Below are 22,721 nucleotides of genomic sequence, written 5' to 3' on the forward strand. Positions count from 1 at the left end.
TGAACTCGCCGCGTCGTTCATCCTCCAGAGTATTCCATGAGATTTTTTGTTCCCGCAGCGTTGCTGTTGTTGCCCGCAGTGGGTTTGGCGCAAACGTCAGCACCCTTTCACCCCTATCTGGACACCAGCAAAAAGCACATCGTGATGCTGGGTGCTACGCGCCAGAACGCTGATGTGGAATTGCGCGCTACCCGTAACGCTCTGCCGGAAGTCGGTCTGGAGTTGGATGATCTGGGCTTGGACGACAGGTACAACAGCTGGATGGCAGAGTATCGCTACCGCATCAATGACCGCTGGGGCATTTTCGTGGGTGCCTTCACCTTTGATGTAGACGGGCGCCGTGAGGTGACCGAAGAGTTCAACTTCGAAGGTACCGTATTTGAAGCCGGTGCCTCACTGGACAGTGAGCTGCAGGTTGATACTTACATCGCGGATGTCATGTACACAGCCTACCGGTCTGACAGGGCAGAGTTGTTGCTGGGTGCCGGGCTGCATGCCTTTGACCTCGACGTTGCTCTTGAGGGCCGGGTATTCGTGGGTGATTTAGAGGCTACACGCTCCGCTGCAGACAGCCAGCTGCTGGCGCCGCTCCCCAATCTGCGTGCACAGGGCTTTTACGCTATTACGCCACGCCTGGGTGCAGCCGCTACCGTGGGTTGGTTAAGCGCGAACTATGACGACTGGGATGGAGACTTTCTGTACCTGCACGCTCGCCTTCACTACCGTCTCAAGGCGGGCTTTGGCATCTCTGCGGGCTACCAGTTCACGGACATCGACCTTACAGAGGAAAAGTCCCGTGGCGAAAACGAATACGATATTCGCTTCGACGGGCCCACCGTACAGTTAAGCTATTCGTTCTAGCGGGAACCTACAGCGTTTGCTCCCGCTATGTTTTTAGCGGGCAATAAAAAAGGGGGCATTGCCCCCTTTTTCGTTGTTGGACTGAACACTCAGTGCCGGCTGCCCTTAATCAGGCTGCGGAACCAGTCTGCCAGCGTTTCGTGTTTGTAGTCGGTGAACTCGCCGGCATCCATGAACATGCCGTGCTCATTGCACACCTCATACCAGATGTGTGGCTGTTCAGGATCTGAGGTCTTCTCCATGTCCTTGCCGCAGCGCGGGCAGGCAATGTCTTCCACAGCATCCCACTTTTTACCTTCTTCGGGGCTGCCCAGATCCAGGGCGTCGCCCATCCACTGATTCTTCAACTGCTCGGCTTCACCAGTGTCGAACCAGAGTCCGGCGCAATTCGTGCAACGATCAATGGTTACCTGTCCGTAAGTCACTTCCTCCATGCCATGCGCGCATTTGGGGCACTTCATGCTATGGGTGTCTGCGATGTATTCCATTCTTATCGTCCATTGATGGTGGTTGGCGCTCATTATAGACACTGTGACGGTTTGGGCCAGTGCTAGCCTGAGTCGTTAGATTCCAGCGGGTACTCGGGAACAGGCGAAATGAGTCAGGGACTTATTTGCGCCGGAGTAATTGTTGCGAGCGAGAAGCGAGATCACTGTGACCGTCCAGGTCGGACAGGGCCGACAGTGGTGAGTTGTCTTCCGGGGTGGTCTCAGCTTGCACAGCTGACGGTTTGTCTTTTATGACTGGCAACTCGGTCAGCGGCGAGGGGGCCTCTTTTGCCGCAGGCTTGAACTGCCAAAGGACAAACAGCAGTGCGCCGTAGACGATAATAATTTTGCCGATTAGGGCATACACCACCGTGCCAGGGTGTTCTACGGAGAGGTAATCCACCACGTCCTGATAGAGCAGCGACGTGACTAATGCGAACAATAAAACAGCGACTACGCGAAACAGCTTGTCTTTGTACTTCCCCAAGAAGAAAAGCAGGGATGAGTATTTGACCACACGAAACAGCGACACGGCTAAATTCCTATGTTGATACCAAGCAGCAGCGCGGCGATGCCAAACCCCTTCCAGCCGATTCCCGACCAGATCTCTTTCTCTTTCTCTGCTACCAGGTACTCCAACTCTTCGGCGCTGTAGTCTGCTTCCTTGCGGCCGGCATGAATGATGTCCTGACGCACTTTATTGATGGCTACATCGCGCAGTTTCTGTCGCACTGCGCGGGGCGCGCGGATGCGCGACCCGGTTTCTTTGCTCATCGCTATCTCTCATGTTGGAGTGCCTAAGAGAATAGGCCCGCGCGAATAGCAATACCAGTGATGCGCGACCGCCCGGGAGCAAAAATATTCGTGTCATTGGTCAAAAATCAGCCTACACTGACTCGGCGGTAACCCCCAGAGACAGTGGAGTGAGTGAAGTATGTTGGAAAAGGAATTGGCCCAGGCCACCAAAATGGCACAGCGGGCAAACAAACAAGTAGAGCAACTGCGCAAGAAGCTGCTCAGTGAAACCGAGAAAGCGCACGCCAAGGCGAAGCGGGATCTCACTGCAGCACGTAACAAACACAAAACGGCGGCGGCGCGATTGAAGAAAGCTCGTACTTCGCTGAAAGCCAAAGGCACCAGTGCAAACCAGAAGAAAGTGGACCAACTGCGCAAGCAGGTTGAGTCGTTGGCAGACACCGTCAGTGCGCTGGCCAAGGCGGCTTACGACTATGCAGATAAATTGATGCCCATGCGTGCTGAGCATGCCATGGAGGCGCGTAAAGCCGCTGCCGCTGAACGTGCTGCTGCGATGGTCGAGAAAGCCGCTGCGGCGAAAGCCAAGGCGCGCAAAAAGCCGAAAAAGAAAGCCGCCGCCAAGAAAACGACAGCGAAGAAAAAAGCGCCCGCAAAGAAAAAAGTAGCTGCCAAGAAGAAAGCGGCGCCTAAGAAGAAGGCTGCACCGAAGAAAAAAGCAGCTGCCAAGAAAAAGGCAGCGCCCAAGCGCAAAGCAGCCGCTAAGCGTAAGGCAGCCTGATAAACCGGGCCTCCAGGCAGGCCCTGCTCACTCTCTACTGCGCCCGGCTTGCCGGGCGCACGCGTATTAGACTGCCGGTGGCGCTGTCCGTCAGCAGGTACAGGTAGCCGTCACCGAGGTCACGTACATCCCGAATCCGCTGTTCCAGTTCCCGGAACAGTCGCTCTTCCTCGATCAACTGGCCGTCTTCTAGCACCAGGCGCCGTACATCCTGATCAACCAGCGCACCGATGAACATTTGGCCTTTCCACTCGGGAAACAGGTCGCCGTTATAGAACGCCATGCCCGAGGGGGCAATACTGGGCGACCAGTACATACGGGGCAGGGCGACGCCGGGCGCCTCGGTGAAAGGTGAGACATAGGCGCCGCTGTAGTCGAGGCCATAACTGATCATTGGCCAGCCGTAGTTGCTTCCACGCAGCAGGTGGTTCACCTCATCACCGCCGCGGGGCCCATGTTCGTGCATATAGATATCTCCAGTGCGGGCCTGAATAACCAGTCCCTGCGGATTGCGATGACCGTAGGTGAAGACCCGGCCTTTGCCGGCATTGGGGAAAGGATTGTCGTCGGGCGTGGCGCCACTGTCGGTAATACGCAGTACCTTGCCCAGTTCGCTGTTTGTGTCCTGCGCAGCTTCGCGGTACTCAAAGCCATCTCCAGTGGTTACCAGCAAAGTGTTGTCTCTCTTGAAGGCCATCCGACCACCGTAATGCTGTGGCGTGTCCTTAAGCGGTGATACCAGCAGTATTTGCTCGATATCGACCAGGCGATTGTCTTCCAATCTGGCGCGAATGATGGCGGTGCCATTGCCCTCCGCGTCGCCATGGGCATAGGACAGATACAACCAGCCGTTCTCGGCATAGTCGGGGTGCAATACCACATCAAAGTAGCCACCTTGCCCGGCATAAAACGTGTCTGGCCCGCCTGAGATGGCGGTTTGTTCGCCTTCTGGGCTTATGTGTACAAGGCCGCCGGGACGCAGTGTCACCAGAAAGCTGGCGTCTGGCAGCATGGCCACTGACCAGGGCTGGTCCAGATCCGTGGCGACAGTTTCCAGTTCATACTCGACAGCAAACGCCGTGGCATTGAGCATCATGCCCGCGAGGAACATCAGGGCCAGGTGTTTCAGTCTAGGCATCTTGGGCTTTCCAGCAGAGGGTGTTCGCGTCATTATAGTCGCAGTAAAGGTGACTGATGAATGCCATGGTAAACACCCTTAAAGCATTTTTCCCCGCGGTGATTTTCGCGTACGTGTTGGCCAGCGGGCTGGCAACCCAGTTTAATCTGGCTGCCATTGCTGCGCTGGGCATGGAGGTGCCGCTGGCAGATCGCGCCTGGGCCACTTTCCACGATATGGTGGGTATGTCCTCCAGCTACCTTATCCTCCTCCTGATTGCCTACACCTTGAGCTTGCCGGTAGCCGGCTGGTTGTCGCGCAAGTTGTCTGCGTCGCGCTTCCTGATATTCGCGCTTGCCGGCTTCGTTGCCCTCGTGGCACTGCATTTACTGATGAAAGCGGCGCTGGGTGTCAGTGGTATCGCCGCCACACGTACAGTGCTGGGCTTGTTGAGCCAGGGCTTGGCGGGCGCGCTGGGTGGGCTCGCCTATGTATGGCTTCGCAATCTCGACGAGCCAGAGCCCCTGTAAGCGGCTAACACCTGCGCACGGGTTCCCACAGCGCTTTGGCGCAGTGCGCCACCCCAGATGGCGCTTTTCCACGCTGGCGCCGCCATTCCCCTTTGCTAGTATCCAGCCCTGCAGTGACGGCAGTGTGGGGTGAGTATGACCGTGCAGACAGCACTGGTTATCGGTGCCAGCGGGTTTCTTGGAAGCCATGTGGTCAGGGCGTTGGTAGGGCAGGGTCGCAACGTTCGCATTATGGTGCGCAGCAGCAGCGATACGCGCGCAACCGATGACTTACCCATCGATCGGGTTGTGGGCGACATTTCGGATGTAGATGCGTTACGGCGCGCCATGAATGGCTGCAGTACGGTGTACTACTGCGTTGTAGACACGCGAGCCTGGTTACGCGATCCCGCACCCCTATATCACACCAATGTCACCTGTTTGCAGACTGTATTGGATATGGCGCTTGAGACTGCGATAGAGCGGTTTGTCTTCACCAGCACCTTTGCCACGATTGGCCGCAATGCCAGCGGCGTGTCCAGCGAAAGCGATGGCTTTGACTGGTGGGATGAGGCGCCAGACTATGTGCGCTGTCGCGTTCAAGCCGAAGAGCTGCTTTTTCGCTACCAACGCGAGAAGGGCCTGCCGGCCGTTGCCTGCTGTGTGGGCAATACCTACGGCAGTAACGACTTGCAGCCGACGCCGCATGGTCAAATGATCAAAGACGTTGCCACAGGTGCCATGTCGGCTGTGTGGGATGGCGGCGGGCCCTGTGTGGGTATTGAAGACGCTGCCACGGCCATGTTGTTGGCGGCGGACAGGGGCCGGGTAGGAGAGCGCTATATCGTGGCCGAACGTTGGCTGGACTACGACGAGATGTTCGCTATTGCAGCGGCCCGTGCAAACCGTGAACCACCCAAGCGACGCATTCCCCTACCCATAATCTACGCCATGGCCTGGTGCGCTGACCGAGTTTCCTCACTCACTGGCAAGGACAATCGATTCAGTGTGGCATCGCTCAAGTGCTCCCGACTTCTGCCCAATGTTGATGCCAGCAAGGCCCGAAAAGAGCTTGGCTGGCAGCCCCGCCCTGTTGCTGAGGCGATCGAAGACGCTGTTGATTACTATCTGACCCACCCCCGATAGGTAACTTTCTATGCATTACAAGCAACAAACGGGCGCCGTTTTGCAGTGGCTTTTGGCCCTCCTTGCCGTTTTTTTCCGCGGCGGGCGTCTGGCTGTGGCTGGATGATGATGCGGGCAAGTCACTGAAGCGTGGCGCCGAGTTGCATGCGCTGGCAGTGATTGGCGATGCAGCGGCCAAGCGTATGTCGGCTATGGGTGCAGCGGGTGAGGGCACACACGGCTCCGCGGTCGACCTGATCGCGCGGCCTATTGAGATTCGCCAGATCAGCCCACGGGTGCACTACGCCACCGGGGTGGGTAACACGGTGATGGTCACCACATCTGATGGCGTGGTGATTTTCGATACCGGCCTGGCGTTGTAGTCTGCGCAGCAACTGCGACTCCTGAAGAAGCAGGTGTCTGATGCCCCAGTGCGTTACGTGGTGCTGAGTCACTCCCACGCCGATCACATCGGTGGCGCCAAGCTTTGGCCGGAGGCGGGAACGCAGACGATAGCGCACCGACAGTTCGTCGAAGAACAGCGCTACCTTACCGAGCTCGAGCCGTATTTCTGGGGCCGAAACCGTACCCTGTTCCCCTGGATGCCGGAGGGGCCCAGCAACATTCCGCTGCTGCAATACGGTGGTGTGCAGCCAGACCTGCTGGTGGCCGAAGGCGATAGCTATGCGTTCACAGTTGGCGATGTGGAGTTTGTAGCCATGGCAGCTGCAGGCGCTGAAGGTGCCGACAACATGGTGCTTTGGCTGCCGGGGGAACGCGTACTCCTTACCGGCGATTTCTTCGGCCCCCAGTTTCCACAGTTTCCCAATGTATTCACCATGCGCGGTGAAAAGGTCCGTAAACCGATGGAATATGTGCAGTCACTGGATAGGCTGCTGGCGCTGGAAATTGACACGGTGGTTCCCTCGCACCTTAATCCGACACAGGGTGAGGCAGAGGTCAGGGCGGGCATTACCCGTATTCGCGATGCCGTGCAGTATGTGCACGACCAGACCGTGGCAGGTATGAATGCCGGGCGCAGTGTTTACGAACTGATGTGTGAAATCTCGTTACCGCCGGAACTGGATCTGCCCCAGAATCATGGCAAGGTCGATTGGGCGGTCAAAAGTATTTGGGAGTACTACGCCACCTGGTTCCATTTCGACAGTACGACGGAACTCTACCCGGTGCCTGCACGCGACGTGTACGCAGACCTTGGCGCACTGGCCGGAGAGGAGGCATTGCTGACGCTGGCACAAGGCTATCTGGACGATGCCCAACCGGTTAAAGCCCTGCATGTGCTGGAGATATTGCTGGCGGATAAACCCACGTCAATGGGTGCCCTTAAGGCGCGAGAGTCAGCGTTGACGCTGCTACTGGAGGCGGCGAGGGCAGGGGCGCGCAACGACTACGAAATTTATTGGCTGCAGGCTCGCATCGATGACACCCGTCTGCGTTTGAATGGCGCCGGCAATCCTTAATCGGCCCTGACGCTCTCTTTTAGATGCCTGCGTCTTCGCGGGCTTCCAGTCGATTCAGTTCCTGCATGGCTACCATGCGATAGCTCAGGTAGTACTTGTAGATGTTGGCCACGTACTGCACTGTCTCCCCGCCAATTTCCCGGGCGGCGATAACCTCTACATTGTCGAACCAGCGATTGGGGTCATAGCCGGCTTTTTCGGCCTTGGCGCGTAAGTTAATCATGCGACTGGGGCCGGCGTTATAGGCGGCCAGTGCCAGGAACGTCTGGTCCTGACGCGAAATGGCCGGGTCGTCGAAGTAGCGATTGCGCAGATAGTTCAGGTACTTGATGCCGGCGTGGATATTCGCCTCTACCTCATGAATATTGGTAATCCCCACTTTGGGGTCGGCAGCGGTAGTGGGAAGTAACTGCATAACGCCGATAGCGCCTGCGTGGCTGCGCACGCTTTGGTCCAGACGTGACTCCTGATACCCCTGTGCTGCGGCTAGCAGATAGTCGACGCCATACTCTTCGCCGTAGTCCCGGAACAGCGTTTGCAGTTCACGGAAGCGCGTGTACTCCTCACTACCCAGAGCATTGGCGGCGTAGGCGTAATCGTAGTCGCGGATGTAGCGGTTGCGCAGCACATTGCCAATCAGCGTGCCCTCGCGGTTTTTTTTCAGGAACGCATTTACCGCGGCCTCAAGCTTGGGGCTGTTTTTGCGCATTGCCCAACCCAGTTGGCCGCCCTCGCGGAACACGATGTCATCGCGCACAACCAACTCGTTAAACACCCCCTCCCAAAGCTGTGGCTTGTATTCATCCACAATGGCCCAGGGCAGCAGTCCTGCATTGACCATCTCGATCAGATCATCGTCTTCCAAAAGCTCGGACATGTAATGAATGTTCACAGGCGCCTTATTGGCAGCTGCAAAGCGCTGGTTGAGCGCTTCCACGCTCTCGCGATAGCTGCTGGATTCCCTGAGGAATAAGGTTTGTCCGGACAGCCCGTCGATACTTTCGAGCGCGGGCGCGCTGGGACCTGTCACTAGGATTTCTGATAGAGGCTTGGAGGAGGGGATGCTGAAGTCGACTTCTTCGGCTCGTTCCGGTGTGATGGTGAGGCTGGCCGACACAATGTCGCCCTTGCCGGCCAGCAGGGCCGGAATCAATTCATCCCTGGCGACGGGTATTACAACAACGTGCGTACGCAGTGAGCCATTGCCCAAGTGTTTATTGATGAACTTCTCGAACAGGGATGCCATTTCGGCCACCAGCCCCTCGGCGTTGGCACCATCGAGGTGGTAGCGACCCGGACCGTAGACCGTCAGCATGCGGATAACCCGCGACTCTTCCATCATGTCCAGGTCGCCCAAGCGGCTGGAGATCAGACTCAGCGAGTCGTAGCGCGGCGGCTTTTCGCTGGTGGCGGCCTCGGTCGCTATGGGTTGGTCAGTATGTGGTTGAACTGTTTCCTGCTCGGACGTGCTGGCGGTGGCCGCCTGCTTGACCTCACTGTCTGAATCGCCGGGTGCGTCGCTGCTGCAGCTTGCTACCAGCAGCAGGCCCAGCGTCAGGGTCAGATACTTCAGTGTGGAACTCACCGATCCTTATCTCCCGTTCGAAGGTGCAGGCAGTCGTGGCTTTAAGGTCGCCGTTTCTCTACCTGCGTCGTTGGTGGTTGGGATGGCAATAAGGTACTCGATAGGCACTTCAATGTCGCCCCGATCCCTGTCCAGCTCCACAGTTAGGGGTTGATCCAGAGTCAGGAAGGCGCCGCAGGCTTCACCGGGATCGCAGATGAAAAGGTCGTTATCGATGTCCGTCCCTGCGGCGATCTGGTAGCGTCCCGTTGCTGTTTCCTCAAATACGAAGCGATAGTTGTCCTCTGCTCTCGCCAGCGACTGATCCACTACGGTGTCGGTCTCCGGATCCAGTAGTAGCACGTACACGAGGCCCACATCGGTTTCCAGTGCCTGCCCCACAGCGAGCAGTGCCTGTAGCGTTAGCGTGTTGGCATCGGCCGTTACCGTTATCGTGCCGCGATAGATACCTTCCAGGAGGTCGCCACGAGACAACGCCGCCGCATAGGTGCCCAAACCGTTGCTGTCTGTTGCGACGGGCGTAATGGCAAGCCAGGGCACGTCTGTTGTGATGCCCAGCACCTGCGCTTGGTCATTGGCGCTGAGAGTGAATTCCAGGGTATCGAGTTCGCGCCCAAAGTTCAGTGAGTTGGTTGAACTGCTGACCAGCGCAACAATGTCGGGTTGCTCCCCCAGTAACGCCAGGGCCGCCCGCACCGCCTTCTCGGCGTTGATCAGTCCGTGACCAAAGCGGTCGTCGCGACCCGCCGCGCCCAGATCATCGGTCAGCTCACCGCGGCGCAGTAATTGGTCCACTTGATCCGGTGTGAGGTTCGGATTCACCGACTGCATCAAGGCGATCACGCCCGCCACATGCGGCGCTGCCATCGAGGTGCCACTGAGGAAACGATAGGTGAAGCCATTACCGGAGGCGCCTGTACTGAGCACACCATCGGGGTAGCCGTCGCCGTTGAGGTCAACGCTACCATCGCCGCCGGGCGCGGCCACATCGATGCGGCTGCCCGTATTGGAATAGCCGGCCAGGCGTCGCTGCAGGTCCACTGCGCTGACGGAGATCACGCCGTCATAAGAGGCGGGGTAGGCGGGCGCGGCGGTGCTCTCGTTACCTGCAGAGGCGACCACAACAATGCCGCGGCTGCGTACTTCATTCACCAGGTTTTGTTCGGCCTGACTAAAACCGCCACCACCCAGACTGAGGTTGATGACGCTGGCCGGTTGTGCTGGAACAGTGCCCGAATCATTGGGCAGCCCCGCGGCAAAGCGAATGGCCTGATTCACATCGAAGCTGGTGCCGGAGTCTTCACCCAGGGCGCGGATGGGCATGATGCGTGCCCCATAGGCGACCCCTGCGCCACCGATACCGTTATTACCGCGCGCTGCTACCGTGCCTGCTACGTGCGTGCCGTGAAAGCTCGCCGTCGCAGGCGAATTGCCCCCTGGGTCTTCCGGGTTAGGGTCTATGCCATCGCCATCCTGGGCCAGATCCAGTGGGCTTACGAAATCGTAGCCGGGTACCAGTTGCCCCGCGAGATCTGGGTGCGCAGAAAGAATACCGGTATCGATCACGGCAACAATGGCTTCGGGCGAACCTACCGTGGTGTTCCATGCCGTGGGCAACTGAATCAGCGGGTAGTGCCATTGAATGGGGTAGGCCTCATCATTGGGTATGGCATGCGCCTTCAATCGGTAGTTGGGCTCTGCGCTGGCCACTCCCGGTAGCCGTGACATGGCCTTAATGGTGTAGAGGGTTTCCAGGCGCGTTCGCTGTTGTTCATCGGCGATGGTGGCGGTGCGCGCCAGCAAGGTCCCCAGACGGTTCCTGCGGTGCTCATCGCTGGCGTCTGTAGAGCGCATGGTCATCAATCGCGCACGGCCCTCGCCTCCACGCCGGTGGCGGGTTCCTAATCGTCGTTCTATCGACTCACGCCTGCTGAGGGCCTGAGAGTCATTGCCGTCGGTGTCGGGCTGGTAATGCACGACGGCCTGCCAGGGCACAATGTCTGGTGCAGACGCAACAAAAGCAGCATTATTTGAGCCTATCGCGAGCGTGTAGCTGGTGCCGCCAGTGAAGGCGAAGACATTGATCAGGTACTCCCCATCCTGGGGTACGGTCACACGCTCCAGCTCGCCAGTGTCCACAGAGAAGTCCACCACCACACCGGCGCTATCGAGCAGGAACAGATCGGCATCCGCCTCGAAAAAATCAGCCACCAACAGAGTGACCTGTTGGCCCTGCAGCAGATTCACCCGGAAAAAGTCATCGGTATCACCCGCCAGTGACAGCGGCCCATCCGCACCCTGACCGGGCTGATTCACATAGCCGCCCAATGTCACGGGGTTACTGATCGGCTGCGCCTGCCCCGGGCTGTCGTTCGACAGTGGGCGCTCGCCTTCGTCATTGGTGTCGCTGTCGCGGTCATGGCCAGCGGCAGGAGTCACGGTGCCGGAAAGCCTCACGCGACTGGTGCCCTCCGGTACTTCAACCCGGACGTTCACGCTATCGCTGGCTGAACTGCCTTCATCGTCGGTAACTGTAAGGAGGAAACTGAAGTCGGTAGGGCGGCTCACGTTAGGTGCAGTAAAGGAAGTGCTGGGCTGATTGGCCCCCTCTAGATCGACCTGTGGGCCGCCGGACTGCGACCAGGCATAACTGGCGATAGATCCATCCGGGTCGCGGCTGTCGCTGCCGTCGAGGGTAACCACGCTGCCCGGATTGACACTGAGATTAGCACCCGCTTCCGCAATCGGTGCCTGGTTGGGCGCGGGTGAAGGCGCGGGCGCAGCTGCGGATGAGCCGCCTCCACCGCCTCCCCCGCCGCAAGCGGTCAGTAGTGAAACGATAAAGGTAGCGCAGGCTGTCGCGTGCAGATAGCGCATGCTGGATCCTCGGATAAGCAAACAACGATACCAGAATTGACCGTATACCCGGCGCGAAGTTGCCAGCGTCACGGGATGCGTACCCTATCCATACCCCCGTTCTGGCCTTTCAGATCATGGTGTCCTAATGTCTGTGGCGCATACTGAACGCACATAATACGGAGAATAACCATGCGTCCGCTCGCTCGTTTGCTCGCACTCTTGGTGTGCAGCCTACCCCTGCTCTCATACGGGGCAGACAAACCTAATATTCTGGTTATCTGGGGAGACGATATCGGTTGGTCAAACCTCAGTGCCTACCACCGCGGGATGTTAGGCGGCAGCACCCCGAACATCGACCGCATAGCCAATGAAGGTGCCATGTTCACCGACTACTACGGTGAGCAGAGCTGCACAGCCGCGAGATCGGCGTTTATCACCGGCCAGCACCCGCTGCGCACAGGCCTGTTGAAAGTGGGCATGCCGGGTGCGGATATTGGGCTCAGGGATGAAGACCCTACCCTGGCGGAACTGCTGAAACCGCAAGGCTACGCCACTGGCCAGTTCGGTAAAAATCACCTGGGTGATAAGGACGAATTCCTGCCTAGCAATCACGGCTTCGATGAGTTTTTCGGCAACCTGTATCACCTAAATGCAGAAGAAGAGCCCGAAACCTACTTCTATCCCAAGGACCCGGCCTTCAAACAGCGGTTCGCGCCCCGTGGCGTGATTCGGTCATCCGCTGACGGCAAGATCGAGGATACAGGCCCCCTCACGCGCAAGCGCATGGAGACCATCGATCAGGAGTTCACCGACGCAGCGCTGAAGTTTATGGACGAATCTGCCGCGGACGATAAACCCTTCTTTGTCTGGTTCAACGCCACCCGAATGCACATATGGACGCGCCTGTCGCCCGAGTGGGACGGCAAAACCGGCTATGGACTGTATGCCGACGGCCTTGCCGAGCACGATCACCACGTGGGCCAATTGCTGGATAAGCTGGATGAACTGGGCATCTCTGACAATACGATCGTTGTTTATTCAACGGATAACGGCTCTCAAACCAATACCTATCCCGATGGCGGCATGGAGCCTTTCCGGGGTGAAAAGGGCAGTACCTGGGAGGGTGGCTTCCGGGTGCCGGCGATGATCCGTTGGCCGGGCGTGGTTGAGCCGGGCCGCGTTATCAATGACGTGATGTCACATCTGGACTGGGTGCCCACCCTGATGTCCGCGGCGGGAGAGCCCGGCATCAAAGAGAAGCTACTGCAGGGTCACCGTGCCGGCGGCAAGAACTTCAAGGTTCACCTAGATGGCTACGATCAGAGCGCGCTGCTAAGCGGCGCCGGTGAAGGCCAGCGCAAGAGTGTTTTCTATTTTGATGACAATGCCAACTTCAATGCGATTCGCTGGGGTGACTGGAAAATCCACTTCGCCACCATGCCCGACGGCTGGGGTGGTCCGCGTGAACCGCTGAACTTCCCGCGCATGGTGCACCTGCGCAGCGATCCCTATGAGGCGTCACTGGATTCACAGATGTACACGCGATTCTTTGCTGATCAGCTGTGGCTGTTTGTGCCGGTGCAACAGGAAGTGGGGCAGTGGTTGGGCACCTTCCGGCAGTACCCGCCGCGCCAACCTACCGCCAGCTTTACCATCGATCGCATCATGCAGCAGATGCAACAAATGCTGCAGATGCGCGCCCGCGGCGCACAGCCGCAGGGTTAGCACTTAGCCGGCGGTCTGTGCCCCGTCTATGGGCAGGGCCGCCCCTGTCACAAAGCGCGCTTCATCGCTGGCCAGATAAGCGATGGCAGCAGCGACCTCCTCGGGTTCAGCGCCTTCCAATAGGGGGTTGAGCCTGGCCAACAAGTTGAGATCGGCGCCCTCCGGCATAGTGAAATTCAGCGCCAAGGGCGTTTTTACCATGCCCGGGCACACCGCGTTGGCCCGCACGCCGCGCTGCGAATATTCAATGGCCACGGCCTTGGTGAACATCAGCACGCCGGCTTTGGTGGCGCAGTAGGCCGCATTGTAGGCCTGCCCGACCAGCCCGGCAGATGAAGACATGTTGATCAGGTTGCCGCCGGATGCCTCCAGTGCAGGCAGGGCGGCGCGGGTCATGTAAAACACGCCGCTCAGATTAACGTCCAGTTGCTGCTGCCACTGGGCGTCGGTGATCGCCGTCACATGCTCGCACAAGGGGATGCCTGCAATGTTGCACAGCACATCCAGGCGGTCGAAACGTGCCAGGCACTGATCGACGGCAGCCTGGCACTGCTCGGCATCGGAAACATCCAGTGTGGTGCTGTCTGCTTTGGCCGGGTCCAACGATGCCAGCGTTTCTGCCAGCCCCTGCGTATTAATGTCGGCTGCGAAAACCCTGGCCCCAAGGCGGGCAAAATGCAGGGCAGTGGCGCGCCCGATACCTGAGCCTGCGCCGGTGACCAGAATCACTTTGTCATTGAAGGATGTCATCTATCCTTATCCCCTGTGTGATTGTTATCTCAAAGTTGAAGGATGATCTTGCCCATGTGGGTGCCTTCCTGCATGCGCGCATGAGCGCGTTCGACTTCCTCCAGCGGGAATACGGTATCCACGACCGGTCGAATTGCGCCGCTCTCCAGGTGGGGATAAACGGTAGTCATAATCTCTTCTACCATCACAGCCTTCTGAGCAAAACTTTGTGCCCTAAGCGTGGAGCCTGTGAGCGTCAGCCGTTTCATCAGTAGTGGCGCCAGGTTCAGTTGCGCTTCGAAGCCGCGGATAAATGCGATGGACACGAGCCGGCCCTCGGGGGCCGCCACATTGATATTTTTTTGGACGAAGTCACCGCCCACCATATCCAGTATCACGTTGATCTGGTTATTGAGGCCCAGTTCGGTGAGCTCGGCTTCAAAGTCCTGTTCCCGGTAGTTGAAGGCGACGGTGGCGCCCAGTGAGGTCAGTGCTTCACACTTTTCGGCGGTACCTGCCGTGGTGTAGACCTCGGCCCCAAGGACCTTACAGATTCTCACGCCCAAGGTGCCTATCCCGCTGGCGCCACCGTGAATCAGGACTTTCTCGCCTGCCTTGAGTCCCGCCCGCTGAAACAGGTTGTGCCAGACCGTCAGCAGTGCTTCCGGCAGCGAAGCTGCCTCTCCCATGCTGAAGTCTCTGGGAATGGGTAGGCACTGCCCCACAGGTGCGACGGCGTGACTGGCATAGCCGCCTCCGTGGGTCAGGGCGCATACCGCGTCGCCGACTGCCCAGCCATTCACCTCCGGGCCAACGGCTATCACTGTGCCGGCGACTTCCAGACCCATGAGGGGAGACGCGTCCGGGGGTGGTGGGTATAAACCGGCACGCTGCAGCAGGTCTGCCCGATTGAGACCGGCAGCGGCAACGTCAATCAGCAGTTCACCGGGGCCCGGTGTGGGTGGGGTGCCGGTGGCTACCGAGAGTGAACGGTCGTTTTCATCGATGGCAACGTAGCGGTATTCGCTGGGCATAGCGGGTCTCCTGAGTCCGGGGCGCGATTCTGGCCAGTTACGGCGCTCAGCGCCAGTGCATCAGTGCTGCTCAGTTTGGGCGAGGCCCAAAGGTGTGGCTATGTCGCCTGCGGTCTCAGCCAGTGTCCGTGCAGATCAGCGTTTCAAACAGTCCGCGTGCCTCTTCCAGTTTGGCGAAGATGGGGAATTCGCTGTCGAAGGCCCAGCTGGTGGTGAGGGAGTTCAGGGTGCCAACCACGACGCTTGCGAGCATGTCGGGTGAAAAGCGGTCAGTGGCATCGCCCAGCTCCCGGCCAGCTTCAATCAGCTCTGTGAAACTGGCCAGTGCGCTACTGCCGATCTCTCGCTGCTGCTCGGTGTTGTTGGCAAATGATGAGGGTGCCAGCAAGATGAGCTGCCTGTCGATGTCTTCATAACTGGCAAACCGCGTCTCGATGTAGTCGATCATGGCGGCCAGACGCGCACGGGTGCTGTGGTGGTTGGTCATCAGCTCCCGAAGCATAGGCTCTGACTGACTGTACAGTCGGCTGATGCCCAGCCCGCCTAGCAGCGCGTGTTTGTTGGGGAAATACCCGTAGAAGGTTCGCCTGGCCACATCGGCAGCTTCGCAGATTTGTTCAATAGAGGTGTCGTCGACGCCCTGGCTCTTGAACAGCTGATAGGCGGCGTCTTCGATGCGCGCCCGGATTTCCTGCTTACGCTTTTCCCGCCGACTGACCGGCGGCTCCGCAATTGTGTCCATGCTTTTGCTGTTTTGGTGGTTGCAAACCGGATTCCATTAAACTAATTTGTAGACATATGTGCAAGTTTGCTCAAATGTGGCGCTATCGCCTGCCGCGGCACAGGCGCTGCGAAGCGGCCCTTGCACCCTGATGACAACAGTGAGAACACATTAGAAACGAGCTACACCATGTCTGAACGCCTGATCGTAGTGTCCACAGACTGCCATGCCGGTCTGCCCATTGCCGACTACAAGCCCTACGTGGAGAGTAAGTACCACGAGGTGATGGATATGGCTGTTCCCGTCCAGGTCGAAATGATGGACAAGGCCTCCGAGAGTTTCCTGATCAAGGAAATCAATGACGCCTGGCGCGAACCCATCCGGAGTGAACTCACTGGTGCCTGGGACTACAAGCAGCGGGAAAAGATGCTGGCCCAGGACGGTATTTCTGCGGAGATTATTTTCCCCGATGGGATTACTGAGCAGAATACGCCGCCCTTCGGTGCCGGTTTGGGCCTGAGCCCACGCCAGGCAGTGCCCGAATTGCAGTGGGCGGGTGCCATGGCCCATAACCGCTGGTTGGCGGAGCTGTGTGCCAATGACCCTGCGAGACATCTGGGTGTCGCTTCGATTCCGTTGCTATTCGATGTGCAGCAGGCGGTAGAGGCGGTGCGCTGGTGCGTGGATAACGGGCTGCGCTGCGTGATGATACCGACCATGTGGTTGGAGCATGACCCCTACCACCACACCAAGTACGACCCCTTTTGGGAAGTGTGTGAAGACCTGGGTGTGGTTATCCATTTCCACTCTGGCCCAGCGCCACATCCTGAGTATTTTGGTCCCGAGTGGCCCACGGTGGACAACAGCGAACAGCTGCCCGGCGCTATGGGTGCTTATGTGTCTGAGGTGATGTGGTGGTTGTACCGCCCGCTAACCTTCATGATCTGGGGTGGTGTGTTTGAGCGCTTCCCGCGCCTCAAGGCCATGATCGTCGAGGGCGGCACACTGTTCATGATTCCGCCGTGGCTGCGCCTGCTGGACCACAACTACACCGATGTGCAGTTCTCGGCGAAGCTGGGCGACTTCCGTTCACACCTGTCCATGGCGCCCAGTGAGTACTTTGCGCGCAACTGCGGTATCGGGGCTTCCTGTGTACCCCGGGCCGATCTGGATATTCGGGACGTGATTGGCGCGGAGCTGATTATGTGGGGCAGTGATTTCCCTCACCCCGAGGGCACCTGGCCAAACACCGCCGAGTACTACAAGCAAACCTTCGCAGACTTCCCGGAAGATGCGGGGCGAAAAATCCTGGGCGAAAACGCGATTAACTTTTATGGGCTGGACCGCAACCACCTGGCAGAGGTGGCCGCGGAGATCGGGCCCACGAACGAACTTTTCCATTGAATACAGCGGCAACACTGACAGCGAGGAGTCACCATGACGATTGTTGAAGCTTGCGAATCACGCACGAACACCACCCCTGATTTTCCTATGGGCTGGTACACCGTAGGGCGCAGCCACGAGCTGCAAATTGGCGAGGTTACCAACGTAACCGCCTTCGACCGGGAGCTCGCGCTGTACCGCACGCGCTCTGGCGCCGTCGTACTGCAGGACGCCTTTTGCCCGCACCTGGGTGCACACCTGGGTGTGGAAGGCCGTGTTGTGGGTGAGTCCATTCGCTGCCCCTTCCACGGTTGGCGCTTTGGCACTGACGGCGTATGTGAGGAGATTCCGTACTGCGAGGACATTCCCGAGCGCGCGCGGATTCGCACCTGGCACACCGAAGAGAAGCACGGCCAGATCTGGGTGTGGTTCCACCCTGAGAATACCGGCCCGCATTGGGAATTGCCGGACATCCCCCAGTTTGGTGCCGAGGGCTGGACGCTGCCGCGTTTTGCAGAGTTCGACGTTCCTGCTCATATTCAGGATATTGCTGAGAATGCCTGCGACCCCGTCCACTTCCAGTACGTGCACAAGCAACCGGACGTGCCACCCTCCGAGGTAACCATCGAGGATAACGGCCGCATTCTGCACCTGAATTCAGATGCGTCGAACGCGCCCATCCCCAACCAGTTGCACGCCACGGTGTACTCCCCCGGCCACGCGCTGGTGCACACCGATTACGGCCCCGGCGCCGAGATGTTGGTGTACAACAGTGCCCAGCCCATCGATAGACACAACACTAAGATGCGTTGGTCTTTGATTGTTCGGAAAGAGATTGAAGATCTGGCGGGCGACGATGTGATGCAGGGAATCATTGACGGCCTGTCCGACGACTACCCGATCTGGGCTAACAAGGTGCACAAGCACAAGCCGCTTTTCTGTAAGGCGGATAAGACACTGGTCCTATTCCGTAAGTGGGTGCGTCAGTTCTACCTGACCGAGAAAGACAAGCGGGAGATTGCCTGAGCATGCAGGACTTTAGCGGTAAGGTTGCCCTGATCACTGGCGGTGCCAGTGGCATAGGGCGTTCATTGGCCTTTGCTCTGGGCGCGAAGGGTGCCCGCATAGTGGTGGGTGATGTCGATAGCAACGCCATGCAGCAGATTGAGGCTGATCTCGCGAGCGAGAATATCGACGCGCGTGTGGTCCGTTGTGACGTCACCTCGGAAGAAAGCCTCACCGCTGCGGCGGACGCGGCCACAGAGGCCTTTGGCGGCATCGATTTGGTGTTCGCCAATGCGGGCATTGGCGCAGGCGAGTCCGGTGCACTCTGGGATTACTCAGACAAGGACTGGCGCTGGTGCCTGGATGTCAATCTGTGGGGCGTTATTAACAGCATTAAAGTGTTTATGCCTCGCCTGATCGCGCGCGCAGACAAAACCCATTTCGTCGTCACCGGCTCCAGTAATGGTGCCTTCGTTATTCTGCCAGATGCGCCCATTTACACCGCCAGTAAAGCAGCGGTGCACGCCATCACCGAGAACCTGCACTACCAAGTGACAGCGGGAGGGCTGCAGGTGGTTGTTAGCGCCCTTTTCCCGGGGCCCCATGTGGTAGACACGGGCCTGTTCAATTCAGGGCGTGTTCGCCCCGAAGAGCTCAAGAAAGAGGTCGAGGGTAACGAGTCGGGTATCAACTCTGTAGATGATATGAAGCGCATGGCGGCGGAGTGGGGCATAGAGCTGGAAACCACGCACCCGGATGAGGTAGCTGCCATGGCCATTGCGGGTCTGGAGAAAGACGCTTTCTGGCTGCTGGAAACTACCCCCGATACTGATGACAAGATTCGCAGGCGCGCTGCCATGATTCTCGAGCGCAGCACGCCGGTTCCGGAAATGGTTGGCGCCTAGAGCCAACACCCACCTAGTAATAACAAACAGGGAAAACACCATGACCAACGAAACAGGCGCTCCCCAGGGTAATCCCGGTGATATCGTAAATTGGCCGATGCTCAAGATTGTGTATCGCACCGACCCGGATAAAATCGCTGCGCTTCTGCCCCCGGGCATTGAGCCCGGTGCTAATCCTCACGTTAATCTGACCATCTATAACTTCCCGGTACCCGATGAGCCCGAGTACGGCATCGTGACGACTGTGGACGCTGACTATCAGGGCACTGCGGGCGAGTACACGCTGGGCTACGGCATCGATCAGGAATCGGCCATTTTTATCAGCCAGGAAACCAACGGTCAGCCAAAGTACCCCTGCGAAACCGAGTTTTATCGGTTGGGGCCCTCGGTGAGCGCCCGCTGTGTGCACCAGGGCTACACCTTTGTTGAGTTCAAAGGCATGTCAAAGGGCCCTGTTGATCCGCTGCCTGAGTTCGATCAGCACGAATGGTGGATCAAGGTCTCGCGCGCGGTCAGCGTGGGTGGCCCGGCAACGGGTTACGACTTCCCGCCCCATGTTGTTCACGTGCGTAGCAAGTACGGTACCGCATGGCGCGAAGAAGTTGAGGGTGAGCTGGTGCTGCGCGACAGCCCCTGGGACCCTCTGACAACACTGTTGCCCATGCGCGAGCAGGTGTCGGCACACCTCTGGTGGCCAATCTTCCTGGATCGCGAAATCAAGTTGGCCGGTAAACTGGATCCCGAGGGCTTCCTGCCCTATGTGGATACGATTTCTGGCTCGCGCTACCCCGGCACCAATGGTGGTCCCAAGCGCGACTGATGAAATAGGCTGTCTCACGAAAACCGCGGACCTGGGTTCGCGGTTTTTTTTGGCCTTTCCCCGGCGCTTTAGCCTTCGTCAGCGATCATCCTTGGTGTTTCCACTGCCCCTGGCGGTGCCACGGTGCAGCGTATCGGGTATCCGGCACTGACGACGATTCGGAACTTGTTACACTAGCCGGATGTTCGCCCGGCGAGACACGAATAATGATAAAACCACTGATCATCGGGGCGCTGGTCTGCCTCTACCTGCAGCTAGGCCTGGAGCCAACTGGCTGGCTGTTTTACGAACTGAGTCATGCGACCGGGTTTGTCCCGCTGTACAACGGCTACAGTGCGTTTCGCGGTGCGGGCTATTTCTACAGTCTCTGGCCATGGCAGTTGCCCGTGAATCTGCTGGTCGGCGTATTGGTTGCTGCATTGGTGTATTGGCTGCAGCAGAGGAGGCAGGCATGAACCGACGAGAATTGCTGCAGTGCGCGGCGCTGCTGGTCAGTGGTACCGCAGTAACTCCAGGCAGTTGGGCACTGTCACAGGCACAGTCCAAATACCTGTCTGCCAGGGCGCCTTACATCGAAACTGCCACCGCAGACTTCTTTACCGACGCGCAGCGTGCGGCTGTTGCCGCGGCTGCCGATATTACGATTCCCATCACAGGCACACCCGGCGCGCTGGATGCGGGCGTACCGCGTTTCATTGAGTTGATGGTGTCGGACTGGCTCACTGATGAAGAGCGGGCGAATTTTATGGGGGGCCTGGAAGACTTGCAGGCCAGGGCGGGAGGCGACTTCTCTGCACTGCCGGCCCCGAAGCAGCTTGCATTGCTGGAAGCGCTCGAGGACGAGGCAGCGGATGCGCCTTGGTACCAGTTTGCTAATACCCTGCGCACCTGGGACCCGGAGGCGCCTTTCATTTGCGCCTTCAAGGAGCTGACGGTGCTGGGCTTTATGCTGTCGCGAGAGGGCAGTCGTGAGTTTTTGCGTCCCAACCCCATGGGGACATTTGACGGGGACATTCCGCTGCTTGCCACTGACAGTGCCTACAGCAAGCACACGCTGCTGCGAGCCATAGCCAGGGAGTCCAGCTGATGGAAGCAACAGATTTTGACGCCATTGTTGTCGGCTCGGGTATTTCGGGGGGGTGGGCAGCCAAGGAGCTCACCGAGCGGGGTCTGAAAGTACTGGTGCTGGACCGGGGGCGCAATATTCGCCATGCCGTGGACTATTACGGCGAGCATGCCCAAAGCTACCAGGAGCCCTACTACGGTCTGCCGAATCGGGAGCGGGACAGCCGCGAGTACTTCATCCAGCAGAACTCCTATGCCTTCGGCGAGACCACGCTTCAGTACTGGAACAACGATAGGCTGAACCCTTATGTACGCACCCCGGATAAACCCTTTAACTGGATGCGCGCTGATGTGGTGGGCGGCCGCAGTCTCTTGTGGGGCCGACAGGTCTACCGCTGGAGCGAGCAGGATTTCACTGCTAACCGCGATGACGGTAGCGCCGTTGATTGGCCCGTGCGCTATGCGGACATTGCACCCTGGTACAGCCATGTAGAGAAGTTCATTGGTGTGAGCGGCCAGGCAGAGGGTCTGCCGCAGCTGCCGGACAGCGAGTTTCTGCCGCCGATGGATTACTACGCGCTGGAAAAAACTGCCATCGCGCGCATGAAAAAGAAGGTCCCAGAGATTCCCATCACCATGGGCCGGGTGGCCATCCTGACCCAGGATCACAACGGACGGGCCGCCTGCCACTACTGCGGTCCCTGCCAGCGTGGCTGTTCCACCGGCAGCTACTTCAGTTCACAAAGCTCCACCCTGCCCGCCGCCGAGGCCACCGGCAACATGACCCTGCTGCCCAACCGTGTGGTTGAACGACTAGAGCACGATGAATGCGGTCGCCGGGTGACCGGCGTGCTCACTGTGGATACCGAGACCGGTGAGCGACAGCGCTTTTCCGCCCGGCTTGTCTTCCTGTGCGCCTCAACGTTGGCGTCCACCCAGATTCTGTTGAACTCGGCCAGCGAGCAGCACCCGCAGGGTCTGGCCAATGGCAGTGGCGTGGTGGGCAAATACCTGATGGACCACTTGGCGCTGTCCCACACTGGATTCTTTGTGGATGACGCCGACCGATACTACCTCGGCGACAGGCCCAACGGGCTTTATATACCGCGCTTCCGCAATGTCGGCGAGCAGGACCAAGACGCGAACTTCCTGCGGGGCTATGGCTATCAATGCCTGCCGCTGCGGCCGGACTGGGAGACCACCTTCAATCAGCGCGGCTTCGGTGCCGATTACAAGGCGCAGTTGGCCAAGCCCATGCCGATCTGGATATGGGCGCTTCGCGCCTTTGTGGAATGCCTGCCGCGGGCGAGCAACCGACTGTACCTGCATGCGAACAAGACGGACCGTTTTGGTATCCCGCAGTTGGTGACGGAATTTACCTGGAGTGATAACGAACGCAATGCCGCTCTGGACAGCGGTGTACAGGCCGGGCGCATCTTGCGTGCCGCCGGTGCGGTAAGCATCGATGTCACGGACAGCACGGAAAACCTCGATGTGGGCGGTGACGCCATTCATGAAATGGGCACAGTGCGCATGGGTCGCGACCCCGCAACCTCGGCCCTGAATGGCTTTAACCAGGCGCACGAGGTCGACAATCTATTCGTCACAGACGGTTCGTTCATGACCTCGGCGTCCTGTGTGAATCCTTCGCTGACCTACATGGCGTTCACTGCCCGCGCTTGCGACTATGCTGTGAAGCAATTGCAGACGGCCAACAGTGCTTAGCCCGAGCGGTTACGGGTTTGGGGAAATGATCTATAGTTAGCGGCCAGCCA

23 protein-coding genes are annotated in these 22,721 nt (G+C 58.7%); 14 read left to right on the plus strand and 9 right to left on the minus strand.

Translation table 11 applies throughout. From position 1 onward, the window contains the following. Window positions 1–36: 36 nt before the first annotated feature. The gene (locus IE089_RS11265) at window positions 37–861 is read left to right on the plus strand and encodes an outer membrane beta-barrel protein (RefSeq protein ID WP_189477912.1); all 825 of its coding nucleotides are present in this window, start codon (window positions 37–39) and stop codon (window positions 859–861) included. Between the two features lie 89 nt (window positions 862–950). On the opposite strand, the gene IE089_RS11270 is transcribed toward IE089_RS11265, so the two are convergent. From IE089_RS11270 to IE089_RS11280, 3 genes are all read right to left on the minus strand, one after another. Then, the gene (locus tag IE089_RS11270) at window positions 951–1,382 is read right to left on the minus strand and encodes a zf-TFIIB domain-containing protein (protein ID WP_229802719.1); all 432 of its coding nucleotides are present in this window, start codon (window positions 1,380–1,382) and stop codon (window positions 951–953) included. An 88-nt stretch (window positions 1,383–1,470) separates the two neighbouring features. Beyond that, complete coding sequence (locus IE089_RS11275) at window positions 1,471–1,881, minus strand: hypothetical protein (protein WP_189477913.1); 411 nt, start codon at window positions 1,879–1,881, stop codon at window positions 1,471–1,473. 2 nt (window positions 1,882–1,883) lie between these two features. Then, on the minus strand, window positions 1,884–2,123 hold the full coding sequence (locus IE089_RS11280; protein WP_189477914.1) for a hypothetical protein: 240 nt from the start codon (window positions 2,121–2,123) through the stop codon (window positions 1,884–1,886). A gap of 160 nt (window positions 2,124–2,283) precedes the next feature. Between IE089_RS11280 and IE089_RS11285 the strand changes: the two genes are divergently transcribed. After that, window positions 2,284–2,883 carry a hypothetical protein gene (locus IE089_RS11285; RefSeq protein ID WP_189477915.1) on the plus strand — a complete coding sequence of 200 codons (600 nt, stop codon included), beginning with the start codon at window positions 2,284–2,286 and terminating at the stop codon, window positions 2,881–2,883. A gap of 34 nt (window positions 2,884–2,917) precedes the next feature. Here IE089_RS11285 and IE089_RS11290 read toward each other — a convergent pair whose 3' ends face one another. After that, entirely contained in the window at window positions 2,918–4,021 is a 1,104-nt protein-coding gene (locus tag IE089_RS11290; RefSeq protein ID WP_189477916.1) for a PQQ-dependent sugar dehydrogenase, read from the minus strand. Window positions 4,022–4,077: 56 nt separating this feature from the next. Between IE089_RS11290 and IE089_RS11295 the strand changes: the two genes are divergently transcribed. The 4 genes from IE089_RS11295 (at window position 4,078) to IE089_RS11310 (ending at window position 7,115) form a co-directional block, all read left to right on the plus strand. After that, complete coding sequence (locus tag IE089_RS11295) at window positions 4,078–4,530, plus strand: hypothetical protein (RefSeq protein WP_189477917.1); 453 nt, start codon at window positions 4,078–4,080, stop codon at window positions 4,528–4,530. A gap of 135 nt (window positions 4,531–4,665) precedes the next feature. Next, on the plus strand, window positions 4,666–5,655 hold the full coding sequence (locus tag IE089_RS11300; protein WP_189477918.1) for an NAD-dependent epimerase/dehydratase family protein: 990 nt from the start codon (window positions 4,666–4,668) through the stop codon (window positions 5,653–5,655). A gap of 62 nt (window positions 5,656–5,717) precedes the next feature. Next, window positions 5,718–6,017, plus strand: a complete 300-nt coding sequence (locus IE089_RS11305; protein ID WP_189477919.1) for a hypothetical protein — start codon at window positions 5,718–5,720, stop codon at window positions 6,015–6,017. 21 nt (window positions 6,018–6,038) lie between these two features. Beyond that, window positions 6,039–7,115: an MBL fold metallo-hydrolase gene (locus tag IE089_RS11310; RefSeq protein WP_268248004.1), complete on the plus strand. Its 1,077-nt coding sequence runs from the start codon at window positions 6,039–6,041 to the stop codon at window positions 7,113–7,115. 19 nt (window positions 7,116–7,134) lie between these two features. Here the strand turns inward: IE089_RS11310 and IE089_RS11315 are convergent, their stop codons facing one another. After that, window positions 7,135–8,700: an MltF family protein gene (locus IE089_RS11315; RefSeq protein WP_229802720.1), complete on the minus strand. Its 1,566-nt coding sequence runs from the start codon at window positions 8,698–8,700 to the stop codon at window positions 7,135–7,137. A gap of 6 nt (window positions 8,701–8,706) precedes the next feature. Further along, a complete protein-coding gene (locus IE089_RS11320; RefSeq protein ID WP_189477921.1) occupies window positions 8,707–11,577 on the minus strand; it encodes a S8 family peptidase in 2,871 nt (956 codons plus the stop codon). Window positions 11,578–11,748: 171 nt separating this feature from the next. On the opposite strand from IE089_RS11320, the gene IE089_RS11325 reads away from it, so the two are divergent. Then, entirely contained in the window at window positions 11,749–13,284 is a 1,536-nt protein-coding gene (locus IE089_RS11325; RefSeq protein ID WP_189477922.1) for an arylsulfatase, read from the plus strand. Between the two features lie 3 nt (window positions 13,285–13,287). Here IE089_RS11325 and IE089_RS11330 read toward each other — a convergent pair whose 3' ends face one another. From IE089_RS11330 to IE089_RS11340, 3 genes are all read right to left on the minus strand, one after another. After that, window positions 13,288–14,034: an SDR family NAD(P)-dependent oxidoreductase gene (locus IE089_RS11330; RefSeq protein WP_189477923.1), complete on the minus strand. Its 747-nt coding sequence runs from the start codon at window positions 14,032–14,034 to the stop codon at window positions 13,288–13,290. Window positions 14,035–14,063: 29 nt separating this feature from the next. Next, complete coding sequence (locus IE089_RS11335; protein ID WP_189477924.1) at window positions 14,064–15,047, minus strand: NAD(P)H-quinone oxidoreductase; 984 nt, start codon at window positions 15,045–15,047, stop codon at window positions 14,064–14,066. Window positions 15,048–15,162: 115 nt separating this feature from the next. After that, window positions 15,163–15,789: a TetR/AcrR family transcriptional regulator gene (locus IE089_RS11340; RefSeq protein ID WP_189477925.1), complete on the minus strand. Its 627-nt coding sequence runs from the start codon at window positions 15,787–15,789 to the stop codon at window positions 15,163–15,165. A gap of 168 nt (window positions 15,790–15,957) precedes the next feature. Here IE089_RS11340 and IE089_RS11345 point away from each other — a divergent pair, with 168 nt between their 5' ends. The 7 genes from IE089_RS11345 to IE089_RS11375 all read left to right on the plus strand — a co-directional run bounded on the left by IE089_RS11345 (window position 15,958) and on the right by IE089_RS11375 (window position 22,671). Continuing rightward, window positions 15,958–17,172, plus strand: coding sequence for an amidohydrolase family protein (locus tag IE089_RS11345; RefSeq protein ID WP_189477926.1), 1,215 nt, complete (start codon window positions 15,958–15,960; stop codon window positions 17,170–17,172). A gap of 33 nt (window positions 17,173–17,205) precedes the next feature. Beyond that, a complete protein-coding gene (locus IE089_RS11350) occupies window positions 17,206–18,177 on the plus strand; it encodes a Rieske 2Fe-2S domain-containing protein (protein ID WP_189477927.1) in 972 nt (323 codons plus the stop codon). Between the two features lie 2 nt (window positions 18,178–18,179). Beyond that, entirely contained in the window at window positions 18,180–19,061 is an 882-nt protein-coding gene (locus IE089_RS11355) for an SDR family NAD(P)-dependent oxidoreductase (RefSeq protein WP_189477928.1), read from the plus strand. 40 nt (window positions 19,062–19,101) lie between these two features. After that, window positions 19,102–19,881 carry an acetoacetate decarboxylase family protein gene (locus tag IE089_RS11360; RefSeq protein ID WP_189477929.1) on the plus strand — a complete coding sequence of 260 codons (780 nt, stop codon included), beginning with the start codon at window positions 19,102–19,104 and terminating at the stop codon, window positions 19,879–19,881. Window positions 19,882–20,087: 206 nt separating this feature from the next. Continuing rightward, window positions 20,088–20,336, plus strand: a complete 249-nt coding sequence (locus IE089_RS11365; protein WP_189477930.1) for a hypothetical protein — start codon at window positions 20,088–20,090, stop codon at window positions 20,334–20,336. Continuing rightward, on the plus strand, window positions 20,333–20,968 hold the full coding sequence (locus tag IE089_RS11370; RefSeq protein ID WP_189477931.1) for a gluconate 2-dehydrogenase subunit 3 family protein: 636 nt from the start codon (window positions 20,333–20,335) through the stop codon (window positions 20,966–20,968). The genes IE089_RS11365 and IE089_RS11370 overlap by 4 nt, the downstream gene beginning before the upstream one ends. Further along, the gene (locus IE089_RS11375) at window positions 20,968–22,671 is read left to right on the plus strand and encodes a GMC oxidoreductase (RefSeq protein WP_189477932.1); all 1,704 of its coding nucleotides are present in this window, start codon (window positions 20,968–20,970) and stop codon (window positions 22,669–22,671) included. The genes IE089_RS11370 and IE089_RS11375 overlap by 1 nt, the downstream gene beginning before the upstream one ends. The last annotated feature ends 50 nt before the right edge of the window (window positions 22,672–22,721 follow it).

The sequence above is a fragment of the Parahalioglobus pacificus genome, assembly GCF_014652275.1.
Taxonomy (GTDB): Bacteria; Pseudomonadota; Gammaproteobacteria; order Pseudomonadales; family Halieaceae; genus Parahalioglobus; species Parahalioglobus pacificus.

Coding starts and splice junctions, on each gene's coding strand:
- IE089_RS11265 (WP_189477912.1), top strand. CDS start 37: ATGAGATTTTTTGTTCCCGCAGCGTTGCTGTTGTTGCCCGCAGTGGGT.
- IE089_RS11270 (WP_229802719.1), bottom strand. CDS start 1,382: ATGAGCGCCAACCACCATCAATGGACGATAAGAATGGAATACATCGCA.
- IE089_RS11280 (WP_189477914.1), bottom strand. CDS start 2,123: ATGAGCAAAGAAACCGGGTCGCGCATCCGCGCGCCCCGCGCAGTGCGA.
- IE089_RS11285 (WP_189477915.1), top strand. CDS start 2,284: ATGTTGGAAAAGGAATTGGCCCAGGCCACCAAAATGGCACAGCGGGCA.
- IE089_RS11290 (WP_189477916.1), bottom strand. CDS start 4,021: ATGCCTAGACTGAAACACCTGGCCCTGATGTTCCTCGCGGGCATGATG.
- IE089_RS11295 (WP_189477917.1), top strand. CDS start 4,078: ATGAATGCCATGGTAAACACCCTTAAAGCATTTTTCCCCGCGGTGATT.
- IE089_RS11300 (WP_189477918.1), top strand. CDS start 4,666: ATGACCGTGCAGACAGCACTGGTTATCGGTGCCAGCGGGTTTCTTGGA.
- IE089_RS11320 (WP_189477921.1), bottom strand. CDS start 11,577: ATGCGCTATCTGCACGCGACAGCCTGCGCTACCTTTATCGTTTCACTA.
- IE089_RS11325 (WP_189477922.1), top strand. CDS start 11,749: ATGCGTCCGCTCGCTCGTTTGCTCGCACTCTTGGTGTGCAGCCTACCC.
- IE089_RS11330 (WP_189477923.1), bottom strand. CDS start 14,034: ATGACATCCTTCAATGACAAAGTGATTCTGGTCACCGGCGCAGGCTCA.
- IE089_RS11335 (WP_189477924.1), bottom strand. CDS start 15,047: ATGCCCAGCGAATACCGCTACGTTGCCATCGATGAAAACGACCGTTCA.
- IE089_RS11340 (WP_189477925.1), bottom strand. CDS start 15,789: ATGGACACAATTGCGGAGCCGCCGGTCAGTCGGCGGGAAAAGCGTAAG.
- IE089_RS11345 (WP_189477926.1), top strand. CDS start 15,958: ATGTCTGAACGCCTGATCGTAGTGTCCACAGACTGCCATGCCGGTCTG.
- IE089_RS11350 (WP_189477927.1), top strand. CDS start 17,206: ATGACGATTGTTGAAGCTTGCGAATCACGCACGAACACCACCCCTGAT.
- IE089_RS11355 (WP_189477928.1), top strand. CDS start 18,180: ATGCAGGACTTTAGCGGTAAGGTTGCCCTGATCACTGGCGGTGCCAGT.
- IE089_RS11360 (WP_189477929.1), top strand. CDS start 19,102: ATGACCAACGAAACAGGCGCTCCCCAGGGTAATCCCGGTGATATCGTA.
- IE089_RS11365 (WP_189477930.1), top strand. CDS start 20,088: ATGATAAAACCACTGATCATCGGGGCGCTGGTCTGCCTCTACCTGCAG.
- IE089_RS11370 (WP_189477931.1), top strand. CDS start 20,333: ATGAACCGACGAGAATTGCTGCAGTGCGCGGCGCTGCTGGTCAGTGGT.
- IE089_RS11375 (WP_189477932.1), top strand. CDS start 20,968: ATGGAAGCAACAGATTTTGACGCCATTGTTGTCGGCTCGGGTATTTCG.